Here is a 22,975-nt window from a genome sequence, read left to right on the forward strand (position 1 = left end):
AGGTTTACGATTCAAACCACTTTGAAGGATCGAGGAGTTTGCATGACGGAAGACGAGCGCTCGCCGAGTCCCGAGGAGATGCTGCGCGTCATCGAGGAGCAGCGCGCGGCCACCACCAAGTGGCTCTCCGGCGATCCGCTGCTGATCTACATCCCCTGGGGCGTGGCCTGGCTGCTCGGCTTCACGGCGCTGTTCCTGCACTACGGCCTCGACGGCCGCCCGTACGCGCCGATCACCCAGATGCAGGCCGTGGGAGTGCTGCTGGCGGGCCTGATCGTGGCGGGGGCCGTCGCCGCGCGCGGCTTCGTGTGGATGAACAGACGGGTCCGCGGCGACACGAACGCCAGAGGGGCGATGTTCGGCTACGCCTGGTTCGCCGGGTTCGCGCTCATGAACGTCATCTGCGCGAGGATGAGCCCTCAGCTTCCGCCGGAGGAGAGCGGCCTGCTGTGGGGCGGCTGCTCGCTGATGCTGGTGGCGGTGCTGTACATGGCCGGCGGCGCGATCTTCCTGGCCTGGCCGATGTTCTTCCTCGGCGTCTGGATCGCCGCCGTCAACGGGCTGGGCGTGCTGCTCGGCGCCGGCTGGCACGCGCTGCTGTCGGCCGTGCTGCTGGGTGGCGGGTTCATCGCCCTGGGGGTGCTGGCGAGGCGCCGCTCGTGACCGCGGACAAGGCGCTGCCCGAGCTCGACCCCGTCATCCACGCCCAGGCCAGGCTGCGGGTGGTCGCCGCGCTCAACGTCCTCGCGGAGGGGGACGAGATGGCCTTCAACTCGCTGAAGGACCTGCTCGGCATGACCGCCGGGAATCTGTCGGTTCACCTGACCAAGCTGGAAGAGGCCGGATACGTGGCCATCACCAAGACCCATCGGGGCCGCACGCCGGTCACGTTCGTGCGGCTCACCAAGCGCGGGCGACTGGCATTCGAGGACTACACCAAGGCCATCCGTACCCTGCTGGACAACGCTGGAGGCTCGTGATGACGGTTCTGGCCCGGGCGATCGAGGTCTCCCGCCGATACGGCGACGTGCTGGCGCTCGACCGCGTCTCGCTCGACATCAGGGCGGGCGAGCTGGTCGGCCTGCTCGGCCCCAACGGAGCGGGCAAGTCCACCCTGATCAATCTCTTCGTGGGGCTGCGCCGGCCGACGTCGGGCGTGGTCGAGCTGTTCGGCGGCTCGCCGAGGGATCCGGTCACGCGCCGCGGCATCGGCGTGACCCCGCAGGAGACGGGGCTGCCGGAGACGTTACGGGTCGGGGAGATCGTCGACTTCGTGTCGGCGCACTTCCCCGACCGCGAGGACAGAGGCGAGCTGCTGGCCCGATTCGGGCTGGGCGACCTGGTCAGGCGGCAGGTCGGCGGGCTGTCCGGCGGGCAGCGGCGGCGGCTGGCGGTGGCGCTGGCGTTCGCGGGCAGGCCGCGGCTGGTCTTCCTGGACGAGCCGACGACCGGGCTCGACGTGGAGGCGCGGCGCACGCTCTGGGAGGGCATCAGGTCCTTCCACGAGGACGGCGGCACGGTGCTGCTGACCAGCCACTACCTGGAGGAGATCGAGGCGCTGGCCGATCGGGTGGTGGTGGTCGGCTCCGGCAGGGTGCTGGCCGACGACACCGTGCGCGCCGTGCGCGACATCGTGGGCGTGCGGCGCGTCTCGCTCGTCGCGGCGGACCTGCCCGAGCTGCCGGGCGTGCTCGGCGCCGAGCGCGTGGACGGGCGGGTCAACCTGATGACCACGGACCCCGACCGGCTGGTCGTCGAGCTCGTACGCAGCGGCACGCCGTTCTCGGGCCTGGAGATCAGGCCGACCACCCTCGAGGAGGCCTTCCTCACCCTCACCACGAAGGAGTCGGCCCATGCCTGAGCTGGTCGCCGCGCACACGAGACTCTTCCTGCTGGAGCAGCTCAGGGTGCCCGTCGGGCTGCTGGCGAGCTCGCTGTTCCCGGCCATCTCGATGGTGGCGTTCGTGGTGCCGTTCGCGGGCGACGATCCGCAGGCCGCGACCATGGCGACGGGGTCGATGATGTTCTTCGGCGCGATGGCGGGGGCGCTCATCAACCTGAGCATCACCGTGGCCCAGGACCGCGAGCTGCCGTGGAACCCGTACCTGCGCACGCTCCCCGCCGGCCCGCTCCCCCGCTTCACCGGACGGATCCTGGCGACGCTGGCCGGCACGCTGGTCTCGATCGTGCCGGTGCTGCTGGTCGCGGCGTTCCTCACCGAGGCGACCACCACGCCGCTGCGGCTGCTGCTGGGGCTGGGCGCGCTGGTCGTGGGGGTGGTGCCGTTCATGCTGATGGGCCTGTTCATCGGGTCCGTGATGGCGGCCAAGGGGGCGATCGCCGCGTCGCAGGTGCTGTTCTTCCCGATGGCGATCGTGGGCGGGTTGCTGCTGCCGCCGGCGATGCTGCCCGACTTCGTGGAGGTCATCTCCCCGTACGTGCCGACCCGGGGCGTGGCCGAGCTGCTGTGGGCGGTCACGGCGGGCACCACGCCGAACGCGGTGGCGCTGGTCTCGCTGGCCGGGTGGACCGTGGTGACGGCGATCGCGGCGGCCTGGGCCTACCGGCGCGACGAGGGCCGGCGCTTCTCCTGAGAGGACGGGCCCGCTTCCCCGCGGAAGCCGGCGCGGAACGGGGCCCGGAACCGGGGGGGTGTGCCGCCGAGTCCGCAGCGATCTCAACGGCACACCCGTCCATGAGGGGGTCCTTGTTACTTATTCTCCGAGAGTGTGACGTTGACCTCGTGGGTCGTGCCATCCCTCATATATGTGATCTTGACCTCTTGGCCCGGTTTGAAACCTCTGACCTGCCCGACAACCGTATCGCCTCCGTCAACCGCCTTGTCGCCGATCTTCGTGATCAGGTCGCCCTCTTTCAGTCCGGCCTGCTCCGCGGGGCTTCCGGCGGTGATCTGCCTGATCAGGGCGCCGGGCACGTCGCCGGTCGCGTCGGTGACGCTCACGCCGAGGAAGGCGTGGGTGACCTTGCCGGTGCTGATGAGCTGGTCGGCCACCTGCTTGGCGGTGTTGACCGGGATGGCGAAGCCGACGCCGCCGCCGGCGGCCTGGGAGGCGATGGCGGTGTTGATGCCGACGAGCTGACCCGCGGCGTTCACCAGCGCGCCGCCGGAGTTGCCCGGGTTGATCGAGGCGTCGGTCTGGATGGCGCCACCGATCGTGGTGGGCGCGCTCTGCTGCTGCTCGCCCCAGCCCGGCGGGACCTGCGGCTGGTCGTCGCCGAGGTTGAGGGTGCGGTCCAGGGCGCTGATGATGCCGGCGGTGACGGACCCGTCGAGGCCGAGCGGGCTGCCGATGGCGAGCACCGGGTCGCCGACCCTGAGCTGGTCGCTGTCGCCGAGTGTGGCCTTGGTCAGCCCCGAGACGCCTTCGGCGCGGATGACGCCGAGGTCGGTGGCGGGGTCGGTGCCGACGACGCTGGCCTTGGCCGTCTTGCCGTCGCTGAACTTGACGGTCATCTGGCCGCCCTGCCCGGCGCCGACGACCACGTGGTTGTTGGTGAGGATGAGCCCGTCCTCCGACAGCACGACGCCGGAGCCCTCACCGGTTCGACCCTGGATCATCACGACGGAGGGCTGCACCTTGGCGGCGACGTCGGCCACGGTGAGCTGGTCGGAGGCGGATTTGAAGACGGGGCTGGGCGAGCTGGGGCTGCTGCCGGCGATCGGTTCAGGCTGGAACGAGGTGGCGGCGACGGCTCCCACGACACCGCCGCCGACCGCCATGGCGGCCAGGGCGAGGCCCGCGATGGCCTTCTGCGCGGCGGTGAGACGGTGCTTGCCCGACGGCGGAGGGGGCGGCGGGGGCGCGGGGGCGGGCACCTCCATGGCGATCGTGTCCCGCCGGGGAAAGCCCCCGGCGGCCGGCGGGGTGGCGCCGAACTGGCTCCACCCGCCGGCGCCCTGCTCGCGAGGCTCGTTCGCGTTCATCTTCCATCTCCCTCGGATCCCGATGATTCAAGGGTGTCAAGAAGCGCGTAAGCCCTGGTTAAGCCGAAAATCCAGCAGGGCGCTCCAGCCTGACGGAGCCCTTATCGATCGAGGTCGGGCCGGGGGATGCGGGGCCGGAAAGATGTCCGGGATTTTTACCTGCTCGCGCGCCAGTACTCCTCGCGCAGCAGCCGCTTGTAGAGCTTGCCTGTCGGATGTCTCGGGAGCTCCTCGCGGAAGTCCACCGACTTCGGGCACTTGTAGTGTGCCAGATGTTCCCGGCAGTACGCGATCAGCTCCGCCTCCAGCGCCGGCCCCGCCTCGGCCATGGACACCGGCTCGACCACGGCCTTGACCTGCTCGCCCATCTCCTCGTCCGGCACCCCGAACACCGCCACGTCGGCCACCTTCGGATGCACCGAGAGCACGTTCTCGGCCTCCTGCGGGTAGATGTTCACGCCGCCGGAGATGATCATGTACGAGCGGCGGTCGGTGAGGTACAGGAAGCCGTCCTCGTCCAGGTAGCCGATGTCCCCCAGCGTGGTCCAGCCGCGCCCGAGCGGGTCCTGGGACGAGCGGGTCTTGCCGGGGTCGCCGTGGTACTCGAAGCGGCCGCCGTTCTCGAAGTAGATCGTGCCGTGCTCGCCGGGCGGCAGGTCGTTGCCGTCCTCGTCGCAGATGTGCACGACGCCGAGCAGGGAGCGGCCGACCGTGCCCTTGTGCCGGAGCCAGTCCTCGGGGCCGACATAGAGGAAGCCGTTGCCCTCGGTGCCCGCGTAGTACTCGTGGATGATCGGGCCCCACCAGTCGATCATCTGTTCCTTGACGGGGACGGGGCAGGGGGCGGCGGCGTGGATGGCGTACCGAAGTGAGGAAATATCGTATTTTGCCCGGGTCGCTTCCGGCAGCTTGAGCATCTTGATGAACATCGTCGGCACGAGCTGCGAGTGCGTCACCCCGTACCGCTCCACCAGCGCCAGGTACTGCTCGGGGTCGAAGCGCTCCATCACCACCACCGTGGCCCCGAGCCGCTGGAACGTCAGGCTGTAGCGCAGCGGCGCGGCGTGGTACAGCGGGGCGGGCGAGAGGTAGACGCTGTCGGGCGTGGGCGCGAACAGGCCCTGGATCAGCCTGAACAGCATGCCGGGCTCGTCGAGCGGCCCGTGCGTGGCGGCCAGCTTGACACCCTTGGGGCGGCCGGTGGTGCCCGAGGAGTAGAGCATGTCCGCGCCCGTGCACTCGTCCTCGACCGGGGTGGCCGGCTGCTTGGCCACCGCCTCCTCGTACGGCTCGAAGCCCTCGGCCACGCCGTCCAGCATGAGGCGCAGCTCGACGCCGGGGGTGGCGCCGGTGATCGAGGTGGCGACGGCGGCCAGGTCCGCGCTGGAGATGAAGACCCGCGCCCCGCAGTTGCCGACGATGTAGGCGAGCTCGTCGGTCTGCAGCCGCGAGCTGACGGGGGTGTAGTACAGGCCCGAGCGGTGCGCGGCCCAGGCGATGGCCAGGAAGCGGGGGTGGTTGGCGAGCATGAACGCGATGTGGTCACCCGGCCGCAGCCCCGCCGCGCGGAACAGGTGGGCCAGGCGGTTCGACTCTTCGTCCAGTTCGCGGAAGGTGATGATCTGCCCGGAGCCCGCCATGATCACAGCGGGCTTGTCGGGGGTGACTGCTGCGATGGCTCCCGGATGCATGACCAGAACAGTATTCGGTTGATCGCCCGCCGCGCCAGGACCCGGGCGGCGGAGCCGCGGCCTCGCGCCGAGGCCGCGGCCCTGGCGTCACCCGGCGGCGATGACCGAGCCCTCGTACTTCTGCTTGATGAAGTCCTTGACCTTCTGGTCCTGCAGGAGCTTGCCGAGAGTGACGATGTTCGCGTCCTTCTCGTGGCCGGCCTGCACGACCAGGCCGTTCACGTACGGGTTGCCCTCGGTCTTCTCCAGCACCAGCGCCTGCGTGGCGGGCTTGAGACCGGCCTCGATGGCGTAGTTGCCGTTGATCACCGCGGCGTCCACGTCCTCCAGCGAGCGCGGGAGCTGCGCGGCTTCGAGCGGCTTGAACTGCAGGTTCTTCGGGTTGCCCGTCACGTCGCGCTCGGTGGCGGCGGTGCCGACGCCGTCCTTGAGCGTGACGAGGCCGTTGTCGGCGAGCAGCTTGAGCGCGCGGCCGAGGTTGGTGGCGTCGTTCGGCAGGGCCACGGTGGCGCCACTGGCCAGGGCGGACACGTCGGTGATCTTCTTGGAGTAGAGGCCGAGCGGCTCCAGGTGCACCGGCGTGGCGAAGCTCAGCTTGGTGCCCTTGGTGGCGTTGAAGTCGTCGAGGTACGGCTTGTGCTGGAAGAAGTTGGCCGTGAGCTGGCCCTCGTCGAGCTGCACGTTCGGCTGCACGTAGTCGGTGAACTCCACGACCTCCAGCTTGATGCCGGCGGCCGGGGCCAGGTTGTCCTTGACGAAGTTCAGGATCTCGGCGTGCGGCACGGGGCTGGCGCCGACCTTCAGCACGGCGTCGGCACCCTGGGCCGCCGCGGTGTCGGTCCCGGTCGCGGACTGCGACGTGCCGCATGCGGCGAGCGACAGGGCCAGCGCGACGGCGCCCACAAGGCGGTGAATTTTCATGATTTTTCCTTACTTATGCGATAGGCGCCGAGCGACCCAGTCGCCCAGGCTCTGCAGGAGTTGCACGATCACGAGCAGCAGCACGACCGTCACGATCATGAGGAGCGTCTCGAACCGCTGGTAGCCGTAGCGGACCGCCAGGTCGCCCAGCCCGCCGCCACCGAGCGTGCCGGCCATCGCGGAGTAGCCGATCAGCGCGACGACGGTCACGGTGAGGCCCGCCACCAGGCCGGGCAGCGCCTCGGGCAGCAGGACCTTGCGCACGATCGCGGTCCTGCTCGCGCCCATGGCCTGGGCGGCCTGCACGACGTCCGTGCCGACCTCCCGCAGCGCGGTCTCGACCAGCCGGGCGAAGAACGGCACCGCGCCGACGGTCAGCGGCACCACGAACGCGGCGGTCCCGATGGTGGTGCCGACGACGAGCCGGGTGAACGGGATGATCGCGATCATCAGCACGATGAACGGCAGCGACCGCCCGATGTTGACCACGAACCCGAGCCCCGACTTGAACGCGGGCAGCGGCCGCAACCCGTCCCGGTCGAACACCACGAGCGCCACGCCGAGCGGCAGCCCGAGCAGCACGGTGAACAGCGTGGCCCAGCCCACCATCAGCGCGGTCTCCACCGTCGCCGGCCACAGCAGCGGCAGCATCTCTTCCCAGGTCACGGCGCCTCCTCCACGATCAGGCCGGAATCACGCAGGTACGCCAGCGCGGCGGGGGCCTCGGCACCGTCCAGCGCCACCCGCAGGCGGCCGACGGATCCCGCGGCCAGGTCCTCGATGGAGCCGCCCAGGATGCTCAGGTCCACGTCGAACTTGCGCACCACCTCCGACACCACGGGCTGGCGCGGGTCGCCGGTGAACGTCAGCGTCACCGAGCCGGACGGCGCGGGCTCGGGCAGCGGGAAGATCTCCCTGGTCAGGCGCGATCCGGGTGTCCTGATCAGGTCGGCGATGGAGCCGGACTCCTCGATGCGGCCCTGCGCCATGATGGCGACCGAGTCGCAGACGCTCTTGACCACGTTCATCTCGTGGGTGATGAGCAGGATCGTCAGGCCCAGCTCCGCGTTCAGCCGCTTGAGCAGGGCCAGGATCGACTGCGTGGTGGCCGGGTCGAGCGCCGAGGTGGCCTCGTCCGACAGCAGCACCGAGGGGTTGCCCGCCAGCGCCCTGGCGATGCCGACGCGCTGCTTCTGCCCGCCGGAGAGCTGGTGGGGGCGGTGCTTGCCGCGGCCCTCCAGGCCGACCAGCTCCAGCAACTCGCCGACGCGGCGCTCGCGCTCGGCCCTGGGCACGCCCATGACCTCCAGGGGGAAGGCCACGTTCCCGGCGACCGTGCGCGAGGAGAGCAGGGCGAAGTGCTGGTGGATCATGCCGATGCGCTGCCTGGCGCGGTTCAGGTCGCGGTCGCCGAGCGCGGTCAGGTCCTGGCCGGCGACGGTGACGGTGCCCGCGGTGGGGCGCTCCAGCAGGTTGACGCAGCGCAGCAGCGTGCTCTTGCCGGCGCCGCTCTGGCCGAGCACGCCGTGGATCTCGCCTTCGCGCACGTGCAGGTCCACGCCGTCCAACGCGACGGTCGTGCCGTACTGCTTGCGCAGGCCTGAAGCCTGGATCACTGGGAATCCCCATGACTGAGGGCGGCCGGGGCCGCGGGAACGTACATCACCGGTGGAGAAGGGGCTCCGCCCTCAGCGGGTGCCGGGGTGGAAGGGCAGGTGGCTCAGCCTGCGCAGCACGAAACCAGGTGCGATCATGACGGCCTTCGAGGAGAACGGGCGGACGGGTTGCTCTTAACGGGCCGGCATTCGCCCCATACGCATGCGGCGACACGCGGCCCCCGTCGTGGGGATGCCGCGACCGGTCGCGTATGCCTCGTTCACGCCGTTGCTAACGACGAGGCCATATCCCGGTATTCCTGATCTGTTTCGTGATCTGCGTCACTCGCTGTGAGCGGCTCCCCTGGGACATGCGACCGCCCCGCCGCGCCCGGGAAGGTTGGGCGCGGCGGGGCGGTGGTCCTCAGCGGGTCAGGCCGCCACGGAGGAGGCGACCTTCGCCGGGGTGAGCGCGATGTCCAGGACCTCGCGCACGTCGCTGACGGTGTGGATGGTCAGCTCGCCCCTGACCTCCTCGGGCACGTCGTCCAGGTCCGGCTCGTTGCGGGCCGGGATGAGGACGGTCGTGATGCCCGCCCGGTGCGCCGCCAGCAGCTTCTGCTTGACGCCGCCGATCGGCAGCACCCGCCCGGTCAGCGAGATCTCGCCGGTCATGGCCACGTCGCCGCGGACCTGCCGCCCGGACAGGAGCGAGGCCAGCGCCGTCGTCAGCGTCACGCCCGCCGAGGGGCCGTCCTTCGGCACCGCGCCGGCAGGGAAGTGCACGTGCACCGAGCGGTCCTTCAGCGCGGTGACCGGCAGCTCCAGCTCCGCGCCGTGCGAGCGCAGGTAGGACAGCGCGATCCGCGCCGACTCCTTCATCACGTCGCCGAGCTGGCCGGTGAGCGTCAGGCCCGTCTCGCCGGTCTCCGGGTCGGCCAGGGACGCCTCGACGTACAGGACGTCGCCGCCGGCTCCGGTGACCGCCAGGCCGGTGGCCACGCCGGGCACCGAGGTGCGCTGCTTGGCCTCGGGCAGCGACGACTCCGGCACGAACCTCGGCCGCCCGATGTAGTCGACCAGGTCGTCCTCGCCCACGGTGACGGGCAGCTCGTCCTTGGCCGCCACCTTGCGCAGGATCCTGGCGACCGAGCGCTCCAGCGAGCGCACGCCGGCCTCGCGGGTGTACTCGGCGGCCAGCCTGCGCAGCGCCGCGTCCTCGACCGTGACCTCCTCGGGGGTCAGCCCGGCCAGCTCCAGCTGCCGGGGCAGCAGGTGGTCGCGGGCGATCGCGACCTTCTCGTCCTCGGTGTAGCCGTCGAGGGTGACGACCTCCATGCGGTCGAGCAGCGGCCCGGGGATGGCCTCCAGGACGTTGGCCGTGGCCAGGAACAGCACGTCGGACAGGTCGAGCTCGACCTCGAGGTAGTGGTCGCGGAACGTATGGTTCTGCGCCGGGTCGAGCACCTCCAGCAGGGCGGCCGTGGGGTCGCCGCGGTAGTCGGCGCCGACCTTGTCGACCTCGTCGAGCAGGACGACCGGGTTCATGGAGCCGGCCTCGCGGATGGCGCGGACGACGCGGCCGGGCAGCGCGCCGACGTAGGTGCGCCGGTGACCGCGGATCTCGGCCTCGTCGCGGACGCCGCCGAGCGCGACGCGGACGAACTTGCGGCCCATCGCGCGGGCCACGGACTCGCCCAGCGAGGTCTTGCCGACTCCGGGAGGGCCGGCCAGGGCCAGCACGGCGCCGCTGCGGCGGCCGCCCACCACGCCGAGGCCCTTGTCCTGGCGGCGCTTGCGCACGGCCAGGTGCTCGATGATGCGGTCCTTGACGTCGTCGAGGCCCGTGTGGTCGGCGTCGAGCACGGCCCTGGCGCCGATGATGTCGTAGTTGTCCTCGGTGCGCTCGTTCCACGGGATGTCGAGGACGGTGTCGAGCCAGGTGCGGATCCAGCCGGTCTCGGGGGACTGGTCGGGCGTCCGCTCCAGCTTGTCGACCTCCTTGAGCGCGGCCTCGCGCACCTTCTCCGGCAGGTCGGCGGCCTCCACCCGGGCGCGGTAGTCCTCCTCCTCGCTCTCGGTGGAGTCGCCGTTGAGCTCCTTGAGCTCCTTGCGGACGGCGGCGAGCTGCTGGCGCAGGAGGAACTCGCGCTGCTGCTTCTCCATGCCCTCCTGGACGTCCTTGCGGATCGTCTCGGCGACGTCGAGCTCGGCGAGGTGCTCGCGGGACCACTCGATCAGCCTGGCCAGCCGCTCGGCCGGGTCGGCCGCCTCCAGCAGCTCGACCTTCTGCGCCGTGCTCAGCCACGGGGTGTAGCCGGAGCTGTCGGCCAGCACGGAGGGGTCGTCGATCTGGTTGACCTGGTCGACCACCTGCCAGGCGCCGCGCTTCTGCAGGATGGTGGTGGCCAGCGCCTTGTACTCCTTGGCCAGCTCCTGGGCGCGCTCGCCGGCGGCGACGGTGTCGATCGTCTCGGCCTCGACCCACAGTGCGGCGCCGGGGCCGGTCGTGCCGGTGCCCACGCGAACCCGGTTCACGCCGCGCACGACGGCGGCGGGCTCGCCGCCCGGCAGCCTCCCGACCTGCTCGACAACGGCCTGCACGCCGATCGCGCCATACCGGCCGTCGATCCGGGGAACGAGGAGGACCCGTGGCTTGTTGCCACCGGATGCACGGGCCGCGTCTATGGCGGCGCGCACCTCGGAGTCGGACAGGTCCAGCGGAACCACCATGCCCGGCAGGACGACCTCGTCGTCCAGCGGCAGGACCGGGAGGATCAAGCTCTCACTCATGCGAACTCCAAAGGGTTGAGTTATACCGGCTCAACTCATCGGAGCCTTGTGCTGTTCCCTTCCTTGCCGATGTTCGCTCACGGCGATCGTAATGATGTAAGCGATACCTGAGGGTGACGGGAACGTCAGACCCCGGGGTGACGACCGGCGCCGCGCACGCTCGTACCCTTGACCCGGTGATCCTCGTCCAGCGCGCCCGCTCGCTCGGCCGGTCGATCGCCCGCCGCCGCCCGTGGAGGCGGTCGCGGGCCGGCGCCGCCGAGGCCGGTGGCTTGCCCGGTGACAGCGGCGGCGAGCAGGCCCGCCCGCTCAGGCGGGCCGGGCGGGCGGCCGCCGGGCCGTTCGCGCTGGCGCTGTTCCAGGGCGACGCCGATCCCCCGTCCGGCGCGCGCCGCCTGCGGCTGAGGGTGCCCCGATGGCTCGAGGCGCTGGTGCCCTACCGGTCATGGGACCTCGTCCAGGTGGCCGACCTGCTGCTGGCCCTCGTCCTGTACGGCATCACGATCAGCACCACCCTGGAGTGGAACCAGGCCGCCGCCCGCGCCCACATCGCCAACCCGGCCATCCACGGGCCGGTCCCGTTGATCTTCCCGTACCTGGCCGCGATCGGCGTCGCGCTGCCCGTCGCCCTACGCGACCGGTGGCCGCTGGCGGCGTGGCGGGTCGCCGCCGTGCTGGCGCCCGTGATCATCTGGATGACCATCACGGTCGGCCAGGGCGAACCGCCCTACATCATCACGGCGATCATCATGTACCTGCTGGTCCTCTACTCGGTCGCGGTCAGGTGCGACCGGCAGATCACCGGGGGCGTCTGGGCCACGACGGTGCTGGGCCTGTGGATCGTCCACCCCGACTCGATGTTCCTGGCCACGATCATCGCCTCGGTGGCGGTGCTGTTCGGCTACAACGTGCGGGTGCGGCGCACCGCCACGGCCCGCCTGGTGGAGGAGGAGCGGCGCACGCGGCAGGCGGAGGGCGCGCAGGCGGTGCTGGAGGAGCGCGCCCGCATCGCCCGCGAGCTGCACGACGTGGTGGCGCACCACATGTCGGTGATCGCCATCCAGGCGGAGGCGGTGCCGCTCAAGGCGGCCGGCGACGTGGCGCAGCTGGAGGCGGGCCTGGCCGAGATCCGGGGGCTGTCGCTGGAGGCCATCGCGGAGCTGCGCCAGGTGCTCGGCGTGCTGCGCGACCCCCAGGGCCGCACCGACACCGCGCCGCAGCCGGGGCTCGACCGGATCGACGAGCTGGTCTCCAACGCGCGCGCCGCCGGGCTGGCCGTGCTGGTCAAGCGGTCCGGCGCGCTCGACGGGCTGCCGCAGGCCCTGGAGCTGTCGGCGTACCGGATCGTGCAGGAGTCGCTGTCCAACGTGATGCGGCACGCGCCGGGCGCCACCGTCGCGGTGGAGATCGCGCGCCGGGGCGACGAGCTGCGGCTGCGCATCGTCAACGACGCGGGCGCCGAGCCCGGCCCGGCGGGCGGGGCGGCGGGTGGACCGGCGGGTGGACCGGCAGGCCGGCCGGAGGGTGGATCGGCGGGCGGGCCGGCGCGCGGGGCCGGGCAGGGGCTGGTGGGGATGCGGGAGCGGGCGGCGCTGCTGGGTGGCACGCTCGACGCGGGCCCCGTCGCCGGTGGAGGTTTCGAGGTGCTCGCGACGTTACCGATCGCGGAGAGGGAGAGCATGTGATCCGGGTTCTGATCGCCGACGACCAGGGCATGGTGCGCACCGGTTTCACGGTGTTCCTGAGCGGCCAGCCGGACATCGAGGTCGTGGGCGAGGCGGCCGACGGGCGGGAGGCGGTGGAGCGGGCCGCCGAGCTGGGCCCCGACGTGGTGCTCATGGACGTGCGCATGCCGGTCATGAACGGCCTGGAGGCCACCAGGGAGCTCATGGCGCGGCAGAGCACGGCGAAGGTGCTCATCCTGACGACGTTCGACCTCGACGACTACGTCTACGAGGCGTTGCGGGCCGGGGCCAGCGGGTTCCTGCTCAAGGACGCCTCGGCCGCGCAGCTCGCCGAGGCCGTGCGCGTGGTGGCGGCCGGGGAGGCGCTCATCGCCCCGGCGATCACCAAGCGGCTGATCACCGAGTTCGCCCGGATGGGCGCGCCGCGGCCGGTGACGGGGCGGCGCCTCGACGAGCTGACCGAGCGGGAGACGGAGGTGCTCAGCCTGGTCGCGCAGGCGCTGTCCAACCAGGAGATCGCCGGGAAGCTGTTCGTGGCCGAGCAGACGGTCAAGACGCATGTGGGGCGGGTGCTGATGAAGCTCGGCCTGCGCGATCGGGCACAGGCGATCGTGTACGCCTACGAGACCGGGCTGGTGCGCCCGGGCGAGTGATCGGGCGAGTGACCTTGCGATAGACCGGGCGAGTGACCGGTGCCGCCCGGGTGCGCGCGTGCGGGCGCACCGCGCTCCGCCCGGGGGCGCGCGTGCGGTCGCACGCGTTCCCCTCCCCTGGCCCGCGTCGTACAGTCGGCGGATGGACCCGGTTGAGCTCTTCCATCAGGTGGCGGCCACCGTTCCCGCCTACGGCAGGTTCCTCGCCGAGCACGGCGTCGATCCCGCGAAGGTGACGACCCGGGCGGACTTCGCGCGGCTCCCCATGACGACCAAGGACAACTACACCCTCCGCCACCCCCTGCCCGACCTGTGCAGGAACGGCGTGATCGGCGACCTGATCGCCGTCTCCTCCGGCTCCACGGGCGTGCCGTCGTTCTGGCCGCGCTCGGCGGCGGACGAGCGGGTGATCGCCGACCGGTTCGAGGAGGTGTTCGGAGGCTCCTTCGCCGCCCGCGAGCGCCGTACGCTGGCCGTGGTCTGCTTCGCCCTGGGCACCTGGGTGGGCGGCCTGTTCACCGTCGCCTGCTGCCGCCACCTGGCCGAGCGCGGCTACCCGATCACCGTGGTCGCCCCCGGCACCGACCGGCGGGAGATCGTGCGGGTGATCCCCGAGCTGGCGCCGCACTTCGACCAGGTCGTGCTGCTGGGCTACCCGCCGTTCCTGAAGAACGTCATCGACACCGAGGACCTGCCCTGGGCCCGCTGGAACATCAAGCTGGTGACGGCGGGAGAGGTGTTCAGCGAGGAGTGGCGGGCGCTGGTCGCCGAGCGGGCCGGGATCGCCGACCCCGTGCGCGGCGTCGCCTCCCTGTACGGCACCGCCGACGCGGGCGTCCTGGGCAACGAGACCCCCTTGTCGGTGGAGATCCGCCGCTTCCTGTCGGGCCGGCCCGGCCAGGCCAGGGAGCTGTTCGGCGAGTCGCGGCTGCCGACGCTCGTGCAGTACGACCCCGGCGTGCGCTTCTTCGAGGAGCACGAGGGCACCCTGCTGTTCTCCGGCGACAACGGCGTCCCGCTCGTCCGCTACCACATAGCCGACGAGGGCGGCGTCATCCCGTACCGGGAGCTGCTGGACTTCGTGCGGCGGCACGGCTTCGAGCCGCGGGCGGACGGACCCGAGCGCCCGTTCGTGTACGTCTTCGGCCGCAGCCACTTCACCGTGTCCTACTACGGCGCGAACGTCTACCCGGAGAACATCGCGATCGGCCTGGAGCAGCCCGGGGTGAGCGCGTGGGTGACGGGGAAGTTCGTGCTGGAGGCGGTCGAGGACGAGCGGCACGACCGGCACCTGACCGTGACGGTGGAGCTGATGCCCGGGGAGAAGCCCTCCGACGAGATCGCCCATGCGGTCAGCGAGTCGATCCTGGCCCAGCTGCTGCGGCTGAACAGCGAGTTCGCGGCGTACGTGCCGGTGCCGCAGCAGACGCCGTTCATCAGGCTGCGGGAGTCGGGCGACCCGGAGTACTTCCCGCCGGGCGCCAAGCACCGTTACACCCGGTAAGCCCGGAGTTTTCCCTAGCGCGATCCCTGGGGCGGGTGCGGGCGGCGGGGCCTACCGTCGAGGGGTCGGTGCTTCGACGGGGCAGGTGACGGCTCATGCTGGATGATCTCGCTCGGCTGTTCGCCTGGCTGGCGGCGGCGCTCGTGCGGCCCGCGTCCGGCCTGTACGGCGAGTTCGACCTGCGGCCCGGTGACCGGGACCCGGCGCCCGGGCTGCCCGCCCGCTACGGCGGCGCGGACCGGCCGGAGCTGACCGGCACGACGCACGTGCGCGACCTGCACCGGGACCTGCGCGAGCTGGGTTTCCTGCTCGCGCCGCCGGACGCGGCGGCGTTCACGACGGCCACGTGGCTGGCGGTCATGGAGTTCCAGCGGTACGCGTCGCTGTCCGACTCGGCCACCGAACGCGAGCCACGCTCGGCGACCCTGCTGGACGCGGTGGCCGCCGACACCCACCTGCTGCACGTCAGCGCCGCCTCCGCGTTCCCGGCGGCCGGGCCGTTCCGGGTGCTCGTGGAGGAGGAGGTCGTGGAGGTCACCGCCGTCTCGACGGTCCGGCTCACCACGGCGGGCGGCGCGCGGGGCCCGGGCGCCGCGCCCAGGGTGACGCGCGGCTTGGAGGGCAGGGCCGCGGCGCTCAGGGTGACGCGCGGCATGGAGGGCACGGCCGCCGCCGCCGCCCACGCGCGGGGCGCCGGGGTGGAGCTGGTCCGCTGGTCGGACCGGCTCGTCGCGGTGCACGCCCCCTTCTACGAGCGGTACGCCGACCCGATCACCGGAGTGGTCAACGCCTGGACCAGATTCGTGCTGCGCCGCTGGAAGGAGCGGCGGCGGCGCTGCCCGGTCGTGGTGGAGGCGTGGGAGCTGCGGGACGGCAGGCCGGACCGCCTGCACACGATCCCCGCCTCCGGCCACCGGGCCGGGAACGTGTGGGGCGCCCGCGAGATCACCTCCACCGGGCCGCGCCTGTACGTCCGCGACCTGACGCGCACCTGGGAGCGCCCGTCCCGCCCGCCGGTGGTCCCCGCCCATCCCGAGCTGGACGTGACCGGCGACTACCGGGTGCTCGGCGACCATGCGGGCCCCCGGGCGTGGCCGGAGTTCGAGCACACCTGGCGGCCGGAGGGCGAGATGTTGCCCGAGCACCTGCTGCCCGCCCAGGAGCCGGGCGGCTCAGGGCCCACGCTGCGGCAGCTCGTCGAGGCGGGCGACCGGGCCGTGCTCGGCACGTACAAGGTGGTGCGCGCGGTGAGCGAGGTCGAGGCCATCGGCTACTTCGACTGCCTGAACGCCTACGACCGGGCGTTCGTCTCGCTGGGCCCGTGCCACTGGACGGCCGGCCTGGCGTCCGGCCCCTCTCCCGGGAGCGCCGTGGACGAGGGCGAGTTGTGGGGCTTCGTCGCGTATCTGAAGGAAACGAACCGGTACGCGTTCGCCCAGGCGTTCGGCCGGTTCGGCGTGGACGTCGCCACGGAGTGGGGCAGGAACGGCGCGGAGCTGTTCAACCCGAGCCAGCGCAAGTACACCGGCCGACCCACCGTGCCGCGCGAGGGCGGCGGGGCGCACGAGCTCGGCCGGGTGGAGGAGTTCGACCTGTTCCGCGACTGGCACTGGTTCTACCGCGTCCAGATGGCCGGCCGTACCGTGGACGGCTTCCGCCGCGCGATGTGGGACATGGCGCGGCTGCGGATCCGCGACGTCGGCGAGACGCCCTGGGACGGCCCGGCGGGGCCGCCCACCTGGACGGTCCCCGGACCGCAAGGCCCGCGCCCGGCCAGGATCAAGGACGTGATCACCTCCGAGCGGGGCATGGCGATCGTCCACCGCTGGCACATCAGGGCCCCGGCGAACATGGTCTCGGCCGGCCCCGCGACGGAGCCGCCCGAGGCCAGGCGGATCGGCCGCGCGGGCCCCGTGCTGCGCGCGGCCTGCGAGGCGGCGGCCAAGGAGCACCCGAGCCTGTTCGCCGGCCCGCCCGGCACCTGGGGCGACGCCGCCGAGCTGGCGCTCGTCGCGCACCTGCGGGCGCAGGGCGGGGCGTCGGTCGAGTACGTGCACGAATGGCCGCGCCAGGCGTCCCGGAACCGCGGCTTCACGCTGCCGTACGAGCTGCTGCCGGATCACGGCGACGGGCGGCGCCTCGACCCGGCGCGCAACTCGTTCCTGCTCGACGCCGGAGGGCTCCCACCGGAGCCCTGAGCCCTGAGCCCTGTGACGGTTTCCCGGGCCCGGTGTCACGGCCCCCACCGCAACCCTGAGGGCGCGTTACTTGTCCCGGCGCACGGCCACCAGCGCGACGTCGTCCTCGCGCGACCCGAACGCGCCCAGTATGCGCTCGGCGAACTCCTCCAGGTCGTCCTCGACGGTCTCGGCGAGGCTCCTGGCCCTTTCCAGGCTCTCGTCCAGCGAGATGGCGCGGTCCTCCACGAGCCCGTCGGTGAACAGCAGCAGCGTCCCGCCGGGCGGCAGCTTCAGCCGGTCCACCGTGTACGTCTCCGGCAGCGCCCCCAGCAGCAGGTTGCCCAGATGGTGGTAGGCGCAGCCGGGCCCGGCGAACAGGGGCGGGATGTGGCCGGCGTTGGCCACCTCGACCTCTCCCGTGGCCGGGTCGATGAGCATCATGCAGAGCGTGGCCGTCATGCGCGGGTGGTAGCGCCGCATCATCTGGTTGAGCAGGTCGAGCGAGGCGCTGAGATCCACCTGCCCGATGAGCGAGGCCCGCATCGCGTGCCGCAGCTCCGCCATCACGGTCGCGGCGTGCAGCGAGTGCCCCTCCACATCGCCGATGGCCACCAGCACCCGGTCACCGATCGGCAGCACCTCGTAGAAGTCGCCGCCCACCTCGATGTTGTCGGCGGCCGGCTGGTAGCGCATCGCCACCCGCAGGCCGGGCACCTCGGGGATGCGGGTGGGCAGCAGGCTGCGCTGCAGGGTCAGCGCGATCGCGTGCTCCTCGGTGTAGGCGCGCAGCGCGGCCACGGCCAGGGCGAGCTGCTGCCCGAGCTGGCGCAGCAGGTTCACCTCGTCGGCGTCGAGCGGGGGGTTGCTCTCCACGCCCAGGTAGATGGGCGAGCCGGAGTTCTTCGTCCGGCAGAGCACGCCCGTGCTGCTGCCCTCGATCTGCACGTCCGGCAGCAGGCCGCGCCACTCCGTCGCCTGCAGCGTGAACACGTGGGCGCGCTGCGCCTCCCGCTGCACCATGCCGCTCAGGCGGTCCAGCAGGTCGGGCCCGGCGGGATGGGAGGTGGCCCCCTCGCCGGGGCGGGCGCGGTAGCGGCGCGTGCGCCCGTCGGGCAGGAGGGCCAGCGTGCCGCTGAAGCGGCCCAGCACGCCGGCCGAGCCCTCGACCGCGACCGACAGCAGCTCGTCGAACGTCTCGGCCTCGTTCATGCGCAGCGTCACGTCCGCCAGCCCGGCCAGGCGCTCGGCCATCTGCTCGGCCCGCCACCGCGCCCGGTAGTAGCGCAGCATGGCCTCCACCGTCGCGGCGAACTCGGCCGGCTCGATCGGCTCGGCCAGGTACGCGTCGGCGCCCCGCTCCAGCCCCTCCGCGCGGTCGGCCACGGTGATGGCGTTGGCCGACACCTGGATGATGGGGATCGAGGCGGTCGCCGCGTCGGCCTTGATCCGCTCGCACACCTCGTGGCCGGGGATGTCGGGCAGCCGCACGTCCAGGATGACCAGGTCCACGCGCTGCACGGCGAGCGTGGCCAGCGCCTCCTCGCCGCCGCTCGCCTCGATCACGCGGTGCCCGGCGCGGCGCAGCCAGCTCGACAGGATGTACCGCTTGGTCGGCGTGTCGTCCACCACCAGCACGGTCGCCGACTCGCTCATGCCCGTCCCCCCATCGCGCTGCGGATGGCCTGGAGCAGGTCCTCCCTGCGCAGCCCGTGCTTGTCCAGCACGACCATGCCGCCGGGGGCGCGCTGGGGCGCGATCGTGACCACGACCACCGGGATGTCTCTCAGCCGGTCGTCCTCCGCCATGCGCTGGAGCAGCACGTGACCGTCCACGCGCGGCATGAGCAGGTCCACCAGGATGGCGTCGGGCGGCGCTGCCGCCATCAGGTCGAGCGCGGCGGCGCCGTCGGCGGCCTCGTCCACGTTCGCGGTGAAGCCGTGCAGCATGCGGCGGGCGGCGGCGCGGAACACCTCGTCGTCGTCCGCGATCAGCACGCGCTCCAGCTCGGGCCGGCCGGTGTAGTGCGGCAGCCGCAGCGTGACCGTGGTGCCCTCGCCCTCCGTGCTGGCCAGCTCCAGCGTGCCGCCGAGCGCCTCGGCGAGCCTGCGGGCGTACGGCAGGCCCAGGCCCGTGCCCCTGGACCTGACCTGGAGGGAGCCCGGCACCTGGTAGAAGTCCTCGAACACGCGGGTCAGGTGCTCCGGCGCGATGCCGATGCCGGTGTCGGCCACCGTGATGACGGCCTCGTCCTTGGCCGGGTCGAGGCGCGCCTCGAGGCTCACCTCGCCGCGTACCGTGAACTTGACCGCGTTCGACAGCAGATTGCGCAGGATGCGCAGCAGCATGACCTCGTCCACGTGCAGCTCGGCGACCTCGGGGGCCACGTCGTGGCGCAGCTCGACGCCGTTGCTCGCGTTCGGGCGCAGCATCACGTGCAGCTGCTCGGCCATCCGCGTCAGGTCCACGGCCGACGGCTGCGGGTCCAGGCGGCCCGACTCGGCCTTGGCCATGTCGAGCAGCTCGCTGACGAGCTCGAGCAGGGTCTCGGTCGAGCTGCCGATGAGCCGCACCTGGTGGGCCTGCTCCTCGGTCATGGGGTCGCCGCCCGGCCCGATCAGCAGCCTGACCAGGCCGATGACGGAGTTCAGCGGGGTGCGCAGCTCGTGGCTGACGGTGGCCCAGAACCGGTTCCTGGCCTCGTTGGCCTCCCTGAGCTGGCTGGACTTCTCGTCCAGCTCGGCGTACAGGGCGACCACTCCCCTGTTGGTCTCCTCCAGCTCGGCCGAGAGCTGGTTGTACATCGCCATCACGCCTGTGTTGGTCTCCTGCAGCTCGGCGTTGAGCCGCAGGACGTCCTCCAGCGTCTCGGCCAGCTCCCTGTTCTGCTCGCGCAGGTCGTCCATGGCGGAGACCGGGGAGAGGTCGGCCAGCCTGGCGCGGATCTCCGCCGCCGGGGCGGGCGGCCGGCGCCCGTGCAGCCGCTTGGCGAGCGTGACGGTGCCCTTGTCCAGCGTGATCTCGTCGACCAGCCTGCCAGCCAGCTTCAGGCCCTCCAAGCCGGACAGGTCGGAGTGCCGCGAGTGCTTCAGGGTGATGAGCAGGTGCTGGTCGCCGAGGGCGAGGACCGCGATCGAGCCGGTGCCGAACAGCTCGCGGCCGGCCTCGCTGAGTGCCGTCGCCACGCGGATCTGGTCCTGCGGCTCCAGGCCGGCCAGCTCGGCGGCGGCGCGGCCGAGCCGGCGCAGGACGAAGACGTCCTGGTCGGCGTCGAGCCGGACGCGGATGAGCTCGGTCATCTCAGCCTTGGCCATGCCGCGTTGTCTCCTGGGACAGCGTTGTCTCCTGGGCGGGCGGCGCCTGCCGCGCGGTCTCCTGGGCGGGCCTGACCGTCACCACGCAGGCGTCGTCGCGCCTGCTGCCCGCCTCGCGCATCAGCCCGGCGGCGATCACGGCGGGCGTGCGGGAGAACAGGCCCGGCAGGAGCGCGGGGTCCCAGCGGTCCGTCAGCCCGTCGCTGTGCAGGACCACGGTGGCGTAGCCGGGCAGCTCGTAGGTGTACTGGCGCAGCCGCCCGCCCTGGTACCCGGCGATCCCCGGCACCGACACCATGCCCTGCCTGCCCTGGGCGTGCGCGATCCAGCCGGAGACGTTGCCGAGCCCGGCGAAGCACACCTGGCCCGGCTCCACCCGGGCCACCGCGACCGCGCCTCCCCGGGTGCCGTTCATGCCGGTGTGCAGGCGCTCGACGATGGCGGCCGGCTCCTGGTCCCGTACGCCGAGGAACAGCTCGACGGCCCGCTGCGTCGCCTGCGCGGCGATGTGGCCGTGCCCGAGCCCGTCGCAGACGAGCACGGTCGTGACCGGGCCCTCCTCGGCGATGGCGAACCCGTCGCCGCACACCGTCTCGTCGCCGATCGGCCTGGTCAGCCCGCTGGCCCGCAGCGGCGGCGCGGGCGCGCGGCCCGCGGTGAAGTGCATGGCCAGCACGGTGCCCTTGCCCGGCACGGAGTGCACGTCGTAGCCGGTGGCGATGCGGGAGATCGCGCCCAGGCCGATGCCCAGCGTCCCCGAGGTCGAGTAGCCGTCGCGCAGCGCGCGGGCCACGTCGGCCATGCCCGGCCCCCGGTCCACGGCGATCAGCTCCACCGTGGCGGGGGCCTCAGGGTGGGGGCGCACGATGACGGTGCCCTCCATGGCGTGCTTGACGAGGTTGGAGACCGCCTCGCTCACGGCCACGGCCGTCTGGCCGATGAGCGCCTGGTCGAAGCCCGCCGCCTCGGCCAGCTCGACGGCCTTCCTGCGTACCGCGCCGACCGCGCTCGGGTCCTCGGCACGGACCCAGCTGGTCATCGCGACCACTTCGTCACCGTCACGGTCGTGCCCTTGCCCGGCTCGGAGACCAGGTCGAACTCGTCGACGAGCCGGCGCGACCCGCCGAGGCCCAGCCCCAGGCCGCTGCCGGTGGTCCAGCCGTCGGTGAGGGCCTGCTCGATGTCGGGGATCCCGGGGCCCTCGTCGGTGAAGACCAGCTTGAGGCCGCGCCGCGGGCCGTTCCTGACGACCTCCACGCGTACGTCGCCGCCGCCGGCGTACACCAGGGCGTTGCGCGCCAGCTCGCTGGCGGCCGTGACGATCTTCGTCTGGTCGACGAGGGACAGGCCGACCTCGACGGCGATGCTCCTGACGAGCTGGCGGACACCGACGACGTCCGCGCTGCCGGCGATGACGACCTCGCGTTCGCCGCTCACCTGGGCGCGCTCCTGATGTGGTCCAGGAGCGCGACACCCTTCTCGAGATTGAGTGCCGTACGGACGCCGCCGAGCGAGAGCCCGAGCTCCACCAGCGTGATCGCCACGGCGGGCCGCATGCCGACCACCACGGTCTGGGCGTCGAGCATGCCGCACATGGAGGCGATCGTGGCCAGCATCCTGCCGATGAACGAGTCGACGATCTCCACGGCGGTGATGTCGATGATGACGCCCTTGGCGCCGTTCTCGACGACCGCGTCGGCGAGGTCCTCCTGCAGGGCGAGCACGCCCTGGTCCTCCAGGTCCACCTGGATGGAGACGATGAGGACGTCGCCGAGTTTGAGGATGGGTACGCGCTGCACGGCTACGCGTTCTCCGCCCGGATCGCGATGCGCGTGTCGCGACCGCCGCTGACGTGGATGCCGGCGTGCCTGAAGGCGTGGGCCAGCGCGTCGGCCAGCGACGACTTGGTGACGATGTCGCCGAACTCGATGCCGAGGGTGACGATGGTGTGCGCGATCTGCGGGCGGATGCCGGAGATGACGCACTCGGCGCCCATCAGGCGGGCGGCGACGACCGTCTTCAGCAGGTGCTGGGCGACCTGCGTGTCGACGGCGGGCACGCCGGTGATGTCGATGACCGCGTGCTCGGCGCCGGTGTCGACCAGCGTCTGCAGCAGCTTCTCCATCACCACCTGGGTCCTGGCGGAGTCGAGCGTGCCGACCAGCGGCACCGCCACGATGCCCTCCCACAGCTTGACCACCGGGGTGGACAGCTCCAGGAGCTGCTCGGCCTGGTCGAGGATGATCTTCTCGCGGGCGTCGGCGAACGTCTCGAACGTGAACAGCCCCAGGTCGTCGATCAGCCTGGAGAACCAGATGAAGCCGCGTGCCGCCTCGACACCCTCCGTGTCGACCTCGACGACCTCGTACAGGGCCTCCTTCAGGCCGAAGACGGCCCTGGCGGTGTCGGCCGGGGCGAACCCGGCGCGGGCGCGCGAGCGCGACAGCTCGGCCAGCAGGCCGCGGACGTCGGCGAAGTCGTTCTTGCCCTCGTCCAGTGCGGTGAGCAGCGCCTGGTAGATCTCGGTGAGCTCCTCGGACGACGCGTCGGCGATCTGCGCCCAGCGGCGGACGATCTGCTCCTGGTGAAGGCGGAGCAATTCTTCGATGCGTCGCCTGGTTACATCGGCATGAACGGACAAAGATCACTCCAGAGAGGGCGGCTGGCAGTTGCTCGTATGTTAGTGCGATTTACCG

The 22,975-nt window shown here is 72.0% G+C and carries 20 protein-coding genes; 8 read left to right on the top strand and 12 right to left on the bottom strand.

Annotated features, from left to right (window positions below):
* The first annotated feature begins 42 nt into the window (after window positions 1–42).
* From ACBJ32_RS09820 to ACBJ32_RS09835, 4 genes are read left to right on the top strand one after another with little or no spacing between them, the layout of a single operon-like run.
* Window positions 43–663, top strand: a complete 621-nt coding sequence (locus ACBJ32_RS09820) for a hypothetical protein (protein WP_375126454.1) — start codon at window positions 43–45, stop codon at window positions 661–663.
* Window positions 660–980, top strand: coding sequence for a transcriptional regulator (locus ACBJ32_RS09825; protein ID WP_357866521.1), 321 nt, complete (start codon window positions 660–662; stop codon window positions 978–980). The genes ACBJ32_RS09820 and ACBJ32_RS09825 overlap by 4 nt, the downstream gene beginning before the upstream one ends.
* Entirely contained in the window at window positions 980–1,861 is an 882-nt protein-coding gene (locus ACBJ32_RS09830) for an ABC transporter ATP-binding protein (RefSeq protein ID WP_375126455.1), read from the top strand. The genes ACBJ32_RS09825 and ACBJ32_RS09830 overlap by 1 nt, the downstream gene beginning before the upstream one ends.
* Window positions 1,854–2,594, top strand: a complete 741-nt coding sequence (locus ACBJ32_RS09835; RefSeq protein WP_375126456.1) for an ABC transporter permease — start codon at window positions 1,854–1,856, stop codon at window positions 2,592–2,594. Before ACBJ32_RS09830 ends, ACBJ32_RS09835 begins: the two co-directional genes overlap by 8 nt.
* Before the next feature lie 116 nt (window positions 2,595–2,710).
* Here ACBJ32_RS09835 and ACBJ32_RS09840 read toward each other — a convergent pair whose 3' ends face one another.
* The 6 genes from ACBJ32_RS09840 to lon all read right to left on the bottom strand — a co-directional run bounded on the left by ACBJ32_RS09840 (window position 2,711) and on the right by lon (window position 10,946).
* Window positions 2,711–3,946 (bottom strand): S1C family serine protease, encoded by a 1,236-nt coding sequence (locus ACBJ32_RS09840; protein WP_375126457.1) that lies wholly within the window; start codon window positions 3,944–3,946, stop codon window positions 2,711–2,713.
* A 155-nt stretch (window positions 3,947–4,101) separates the two neighbouring features.
* Window positions 4,102–5,637: an AMP-binding protein gene (locus tag ACBJ32_RS09845; protein WP_375126458.1), complete on the bottom strand. Its 1,536-nt coding sequence runs from the start codon at window positions 5,635–5,637 to the stop codon at window positions 4,102–4,104.
* Window positions 5,638–5,724: 87 nt separating this feature from the next.
* Window positions 5,725–6,558 carry a MetQ/NlpA family ABC transporter substrate-binding protein gene (locus ACBJ32_RS09850; protein WP_375126459.1) on the bottom strand — a complete coding sequence of 278 codons (834 nt, stop codon included), beginning with the start codon at window positions 6,556–6,558 and terminating at the stop codon, window positions 5,725–5,727.
* A gap of 9 nt (window positions 6,559–6,567) precedes the next feature.
* Complete coding sequence (locus ACBJ32_RS09855; RefSeq protein ID WP_357866507.1) at window positions 6,568–7,224, bottom strand: methionine ABC transporter permease; 657 nt, start codon at window positions 7,222–7,224, stop codon at window positions 6,568–6,570.
* On the bottom strand, window positions 7,221–8,174 hold the full coding sequence (locus ACBJ32_RS09860; RefSeq protein WP_357866505.1) for an ATP-binding cassette domain-containing protein: 954 nt from the start codon (window positions 8,172–8,174) through the stop codon (window positions 7,221–7,223). The genes ACBJ32_RS09855 and ACBJ32_RS09860 overlap by 4 nt, the downstream gene beginning before the upstream one ends.
* Window positions 8,175–8,585: 411 nt before the next feature.
* On the bottom strand, window positions 8,586–10,946 hold the full coding sequence (lon, locus tag ACBJ32_RS09865) for an endopeptidase La (RefSeq protein WP_357866503.1): 2,361 nt from the start codon (window positions 10,944–10,946) through the stop codon (window positions 8,586–8,588).
* Window positions 10,947–11,122: 176 nt separating this feature from the next.
* Here lon and ACBJ32_RS09870 point away from each other — a divergent pair, with 176 nt between their 5' ends.
* From ACBJ32_RS09870 to ACBJ32_RS09885, 4 genes are all read left to right on the top strand, one after another.
* A complete protein-coding gene (locus tag ACBJ32_RS09870) occupies window positions 11,123–12,631 on the top strand; it encodes a sensor histidine kinase (protein ID WP_375126460.1) in 1,509 nt (502 codons plus the stop codon).
* The gene (locus ACBJ32_RS09875; protein WP_357866499.1) at window positions 12,628–13,284 is read left to right on the top strand and encodes a response regulator transcription factor; all 657 of its coding nucleotides are present in this window, start codon (window positions 12,628–12,630) and stop codon (window positions 13,282–13,284) included. The genes ACBJ32_RS09870 and ACBJ32_RS09875 overlap by 4 nt, the downstream gene beginning before the upstream one ends.
* A gap of 142 nt (window positions 13,285–13,426) precedes the next feature.
* On the top strand, window positions 13,427–14,788 hold the full coding sequence (locus ACBJ32_RS09880) for a phenylacetate--CoA ligase family protein (protein WP_375126461.1): 1,362 nt from the start codon (window positions 13,427–13,429) through the stop codon (window positions 14,786–14,788).
* A gap of 95 nt (window positions 14,789–14,883) precedes the next feature.
* Window positions 14,884–16,986 (top strand): hypothetical protein, encoded by a 2,103-nt coding sequence (locus ACBJ32_RS09885; RefSeq protein WP_375126462.1) that lies wholly within the window; start codon window positions 14,884–14,886, stop codon window positions 16,984–16,986.
* 66 nt (window positions 16,987–17,052) lie between these two features.
* Here ACBJ32_RS09885 and ACBJ32_RS09890 read toward each other — a convergent pair whose 3' ends face one another.
* The 6 genes from ACBJ32_RS09890 to ACBJ32_RS09915 are packed head-to-tail and all read right to left on the bottom strand — an operon-like array spanning window position 17,053 to window position 22,878.
* Window positions 17,053–18,621 carry a SpoIIE family protein phosphatase gene (locus tag ACBJ32_RS09890; protein WP_375126463.1) on the bottom strand — a complete coding sequence of 523 codons (1,569 nt, stop codon included), beginning with the start codon at window positions 18,619–18,621 and terminating at the stop codon, window positions 17,053–17,055.
* Complete coding sequence (locus ACBJ32_RS09895; protein ID WP_375126464.1) at window positions 18,618–20,279, bottom strand: ATP-binding protein; 1,662 nt, start codon at window positions 20,277–20,279, stop codon at window positions 18,618–18,620. Before ACBJ32_RS09895 ends, ACBJ32_RS09890 begins: the two co-directional genes overlap by 4 nt.
* Window positions 20,266–21,318 (bottom strand): ATP-binding protein, encoded by a 1,053-nt coding sequence (locus ACBJ32_RS09900; RefSeq protein ID WP_375126465.1) that lies wholly within the window; start codon window positions 21,316–21,318, stop codon window positions 20,266–20,268. Before ACBJ32_RS09900 ends, ACBJ32_RS09895 begins: the two co-directional genes overlap by 14 nt.
* A complete protein-coding gene (locus ACBJ32_RS09905) occupies window positions 21,315–21,716 on the bottom strand; it encodes an anti-sigma regulatory factor (RefSeq protein WP_375126466.1) in 402 nt (133 codons plus the stop codon). The genes ACBJ32_RS09900 and ACBJ32_RS09905 overlap by 4 nt, the downstream gene beginning before the upstream one ends.
* Window positions 21,713–22,078 carry an STAS domain-containing protein gene (locus ACBJ32_RS09910; protein WP_357866485.1) on the bottom strand — a complete coding sequence of 122 codons (366 nt, stop codon included), beginning with the start codon at window positions 22,076–22,078 and terminating at the stop codon, window positions 21,713–21,715. Before ACBJ32_RS09910 ends, ACBJ32_RS09905 begins: the two co-directional genes overlap by 4 nt.
* A gap of 2 nt (window positions 22,079–22,080) precedes the next feature.
* Entirely contained in the window at window positions 22,081–22,878 is a 798-nt protein-coding gene (locus tag ACBJ32_RS09915) for an STAS domain-containing protein (RefSeq protein WP_375126467.1), read from the bottom strand.
* Between the last annotated feature and the right edge of the window lie 97 nt (window positions 22,879–22,975).

The organism is Nonomuraea sp. GTA35, from assembly GCF_041950525.1.
Classification (GTDB): Bacteria; Actinomycetota; Actinomycetes; order Streptosporangiales; family Streptosporangiaceae; genus Nonomuraea.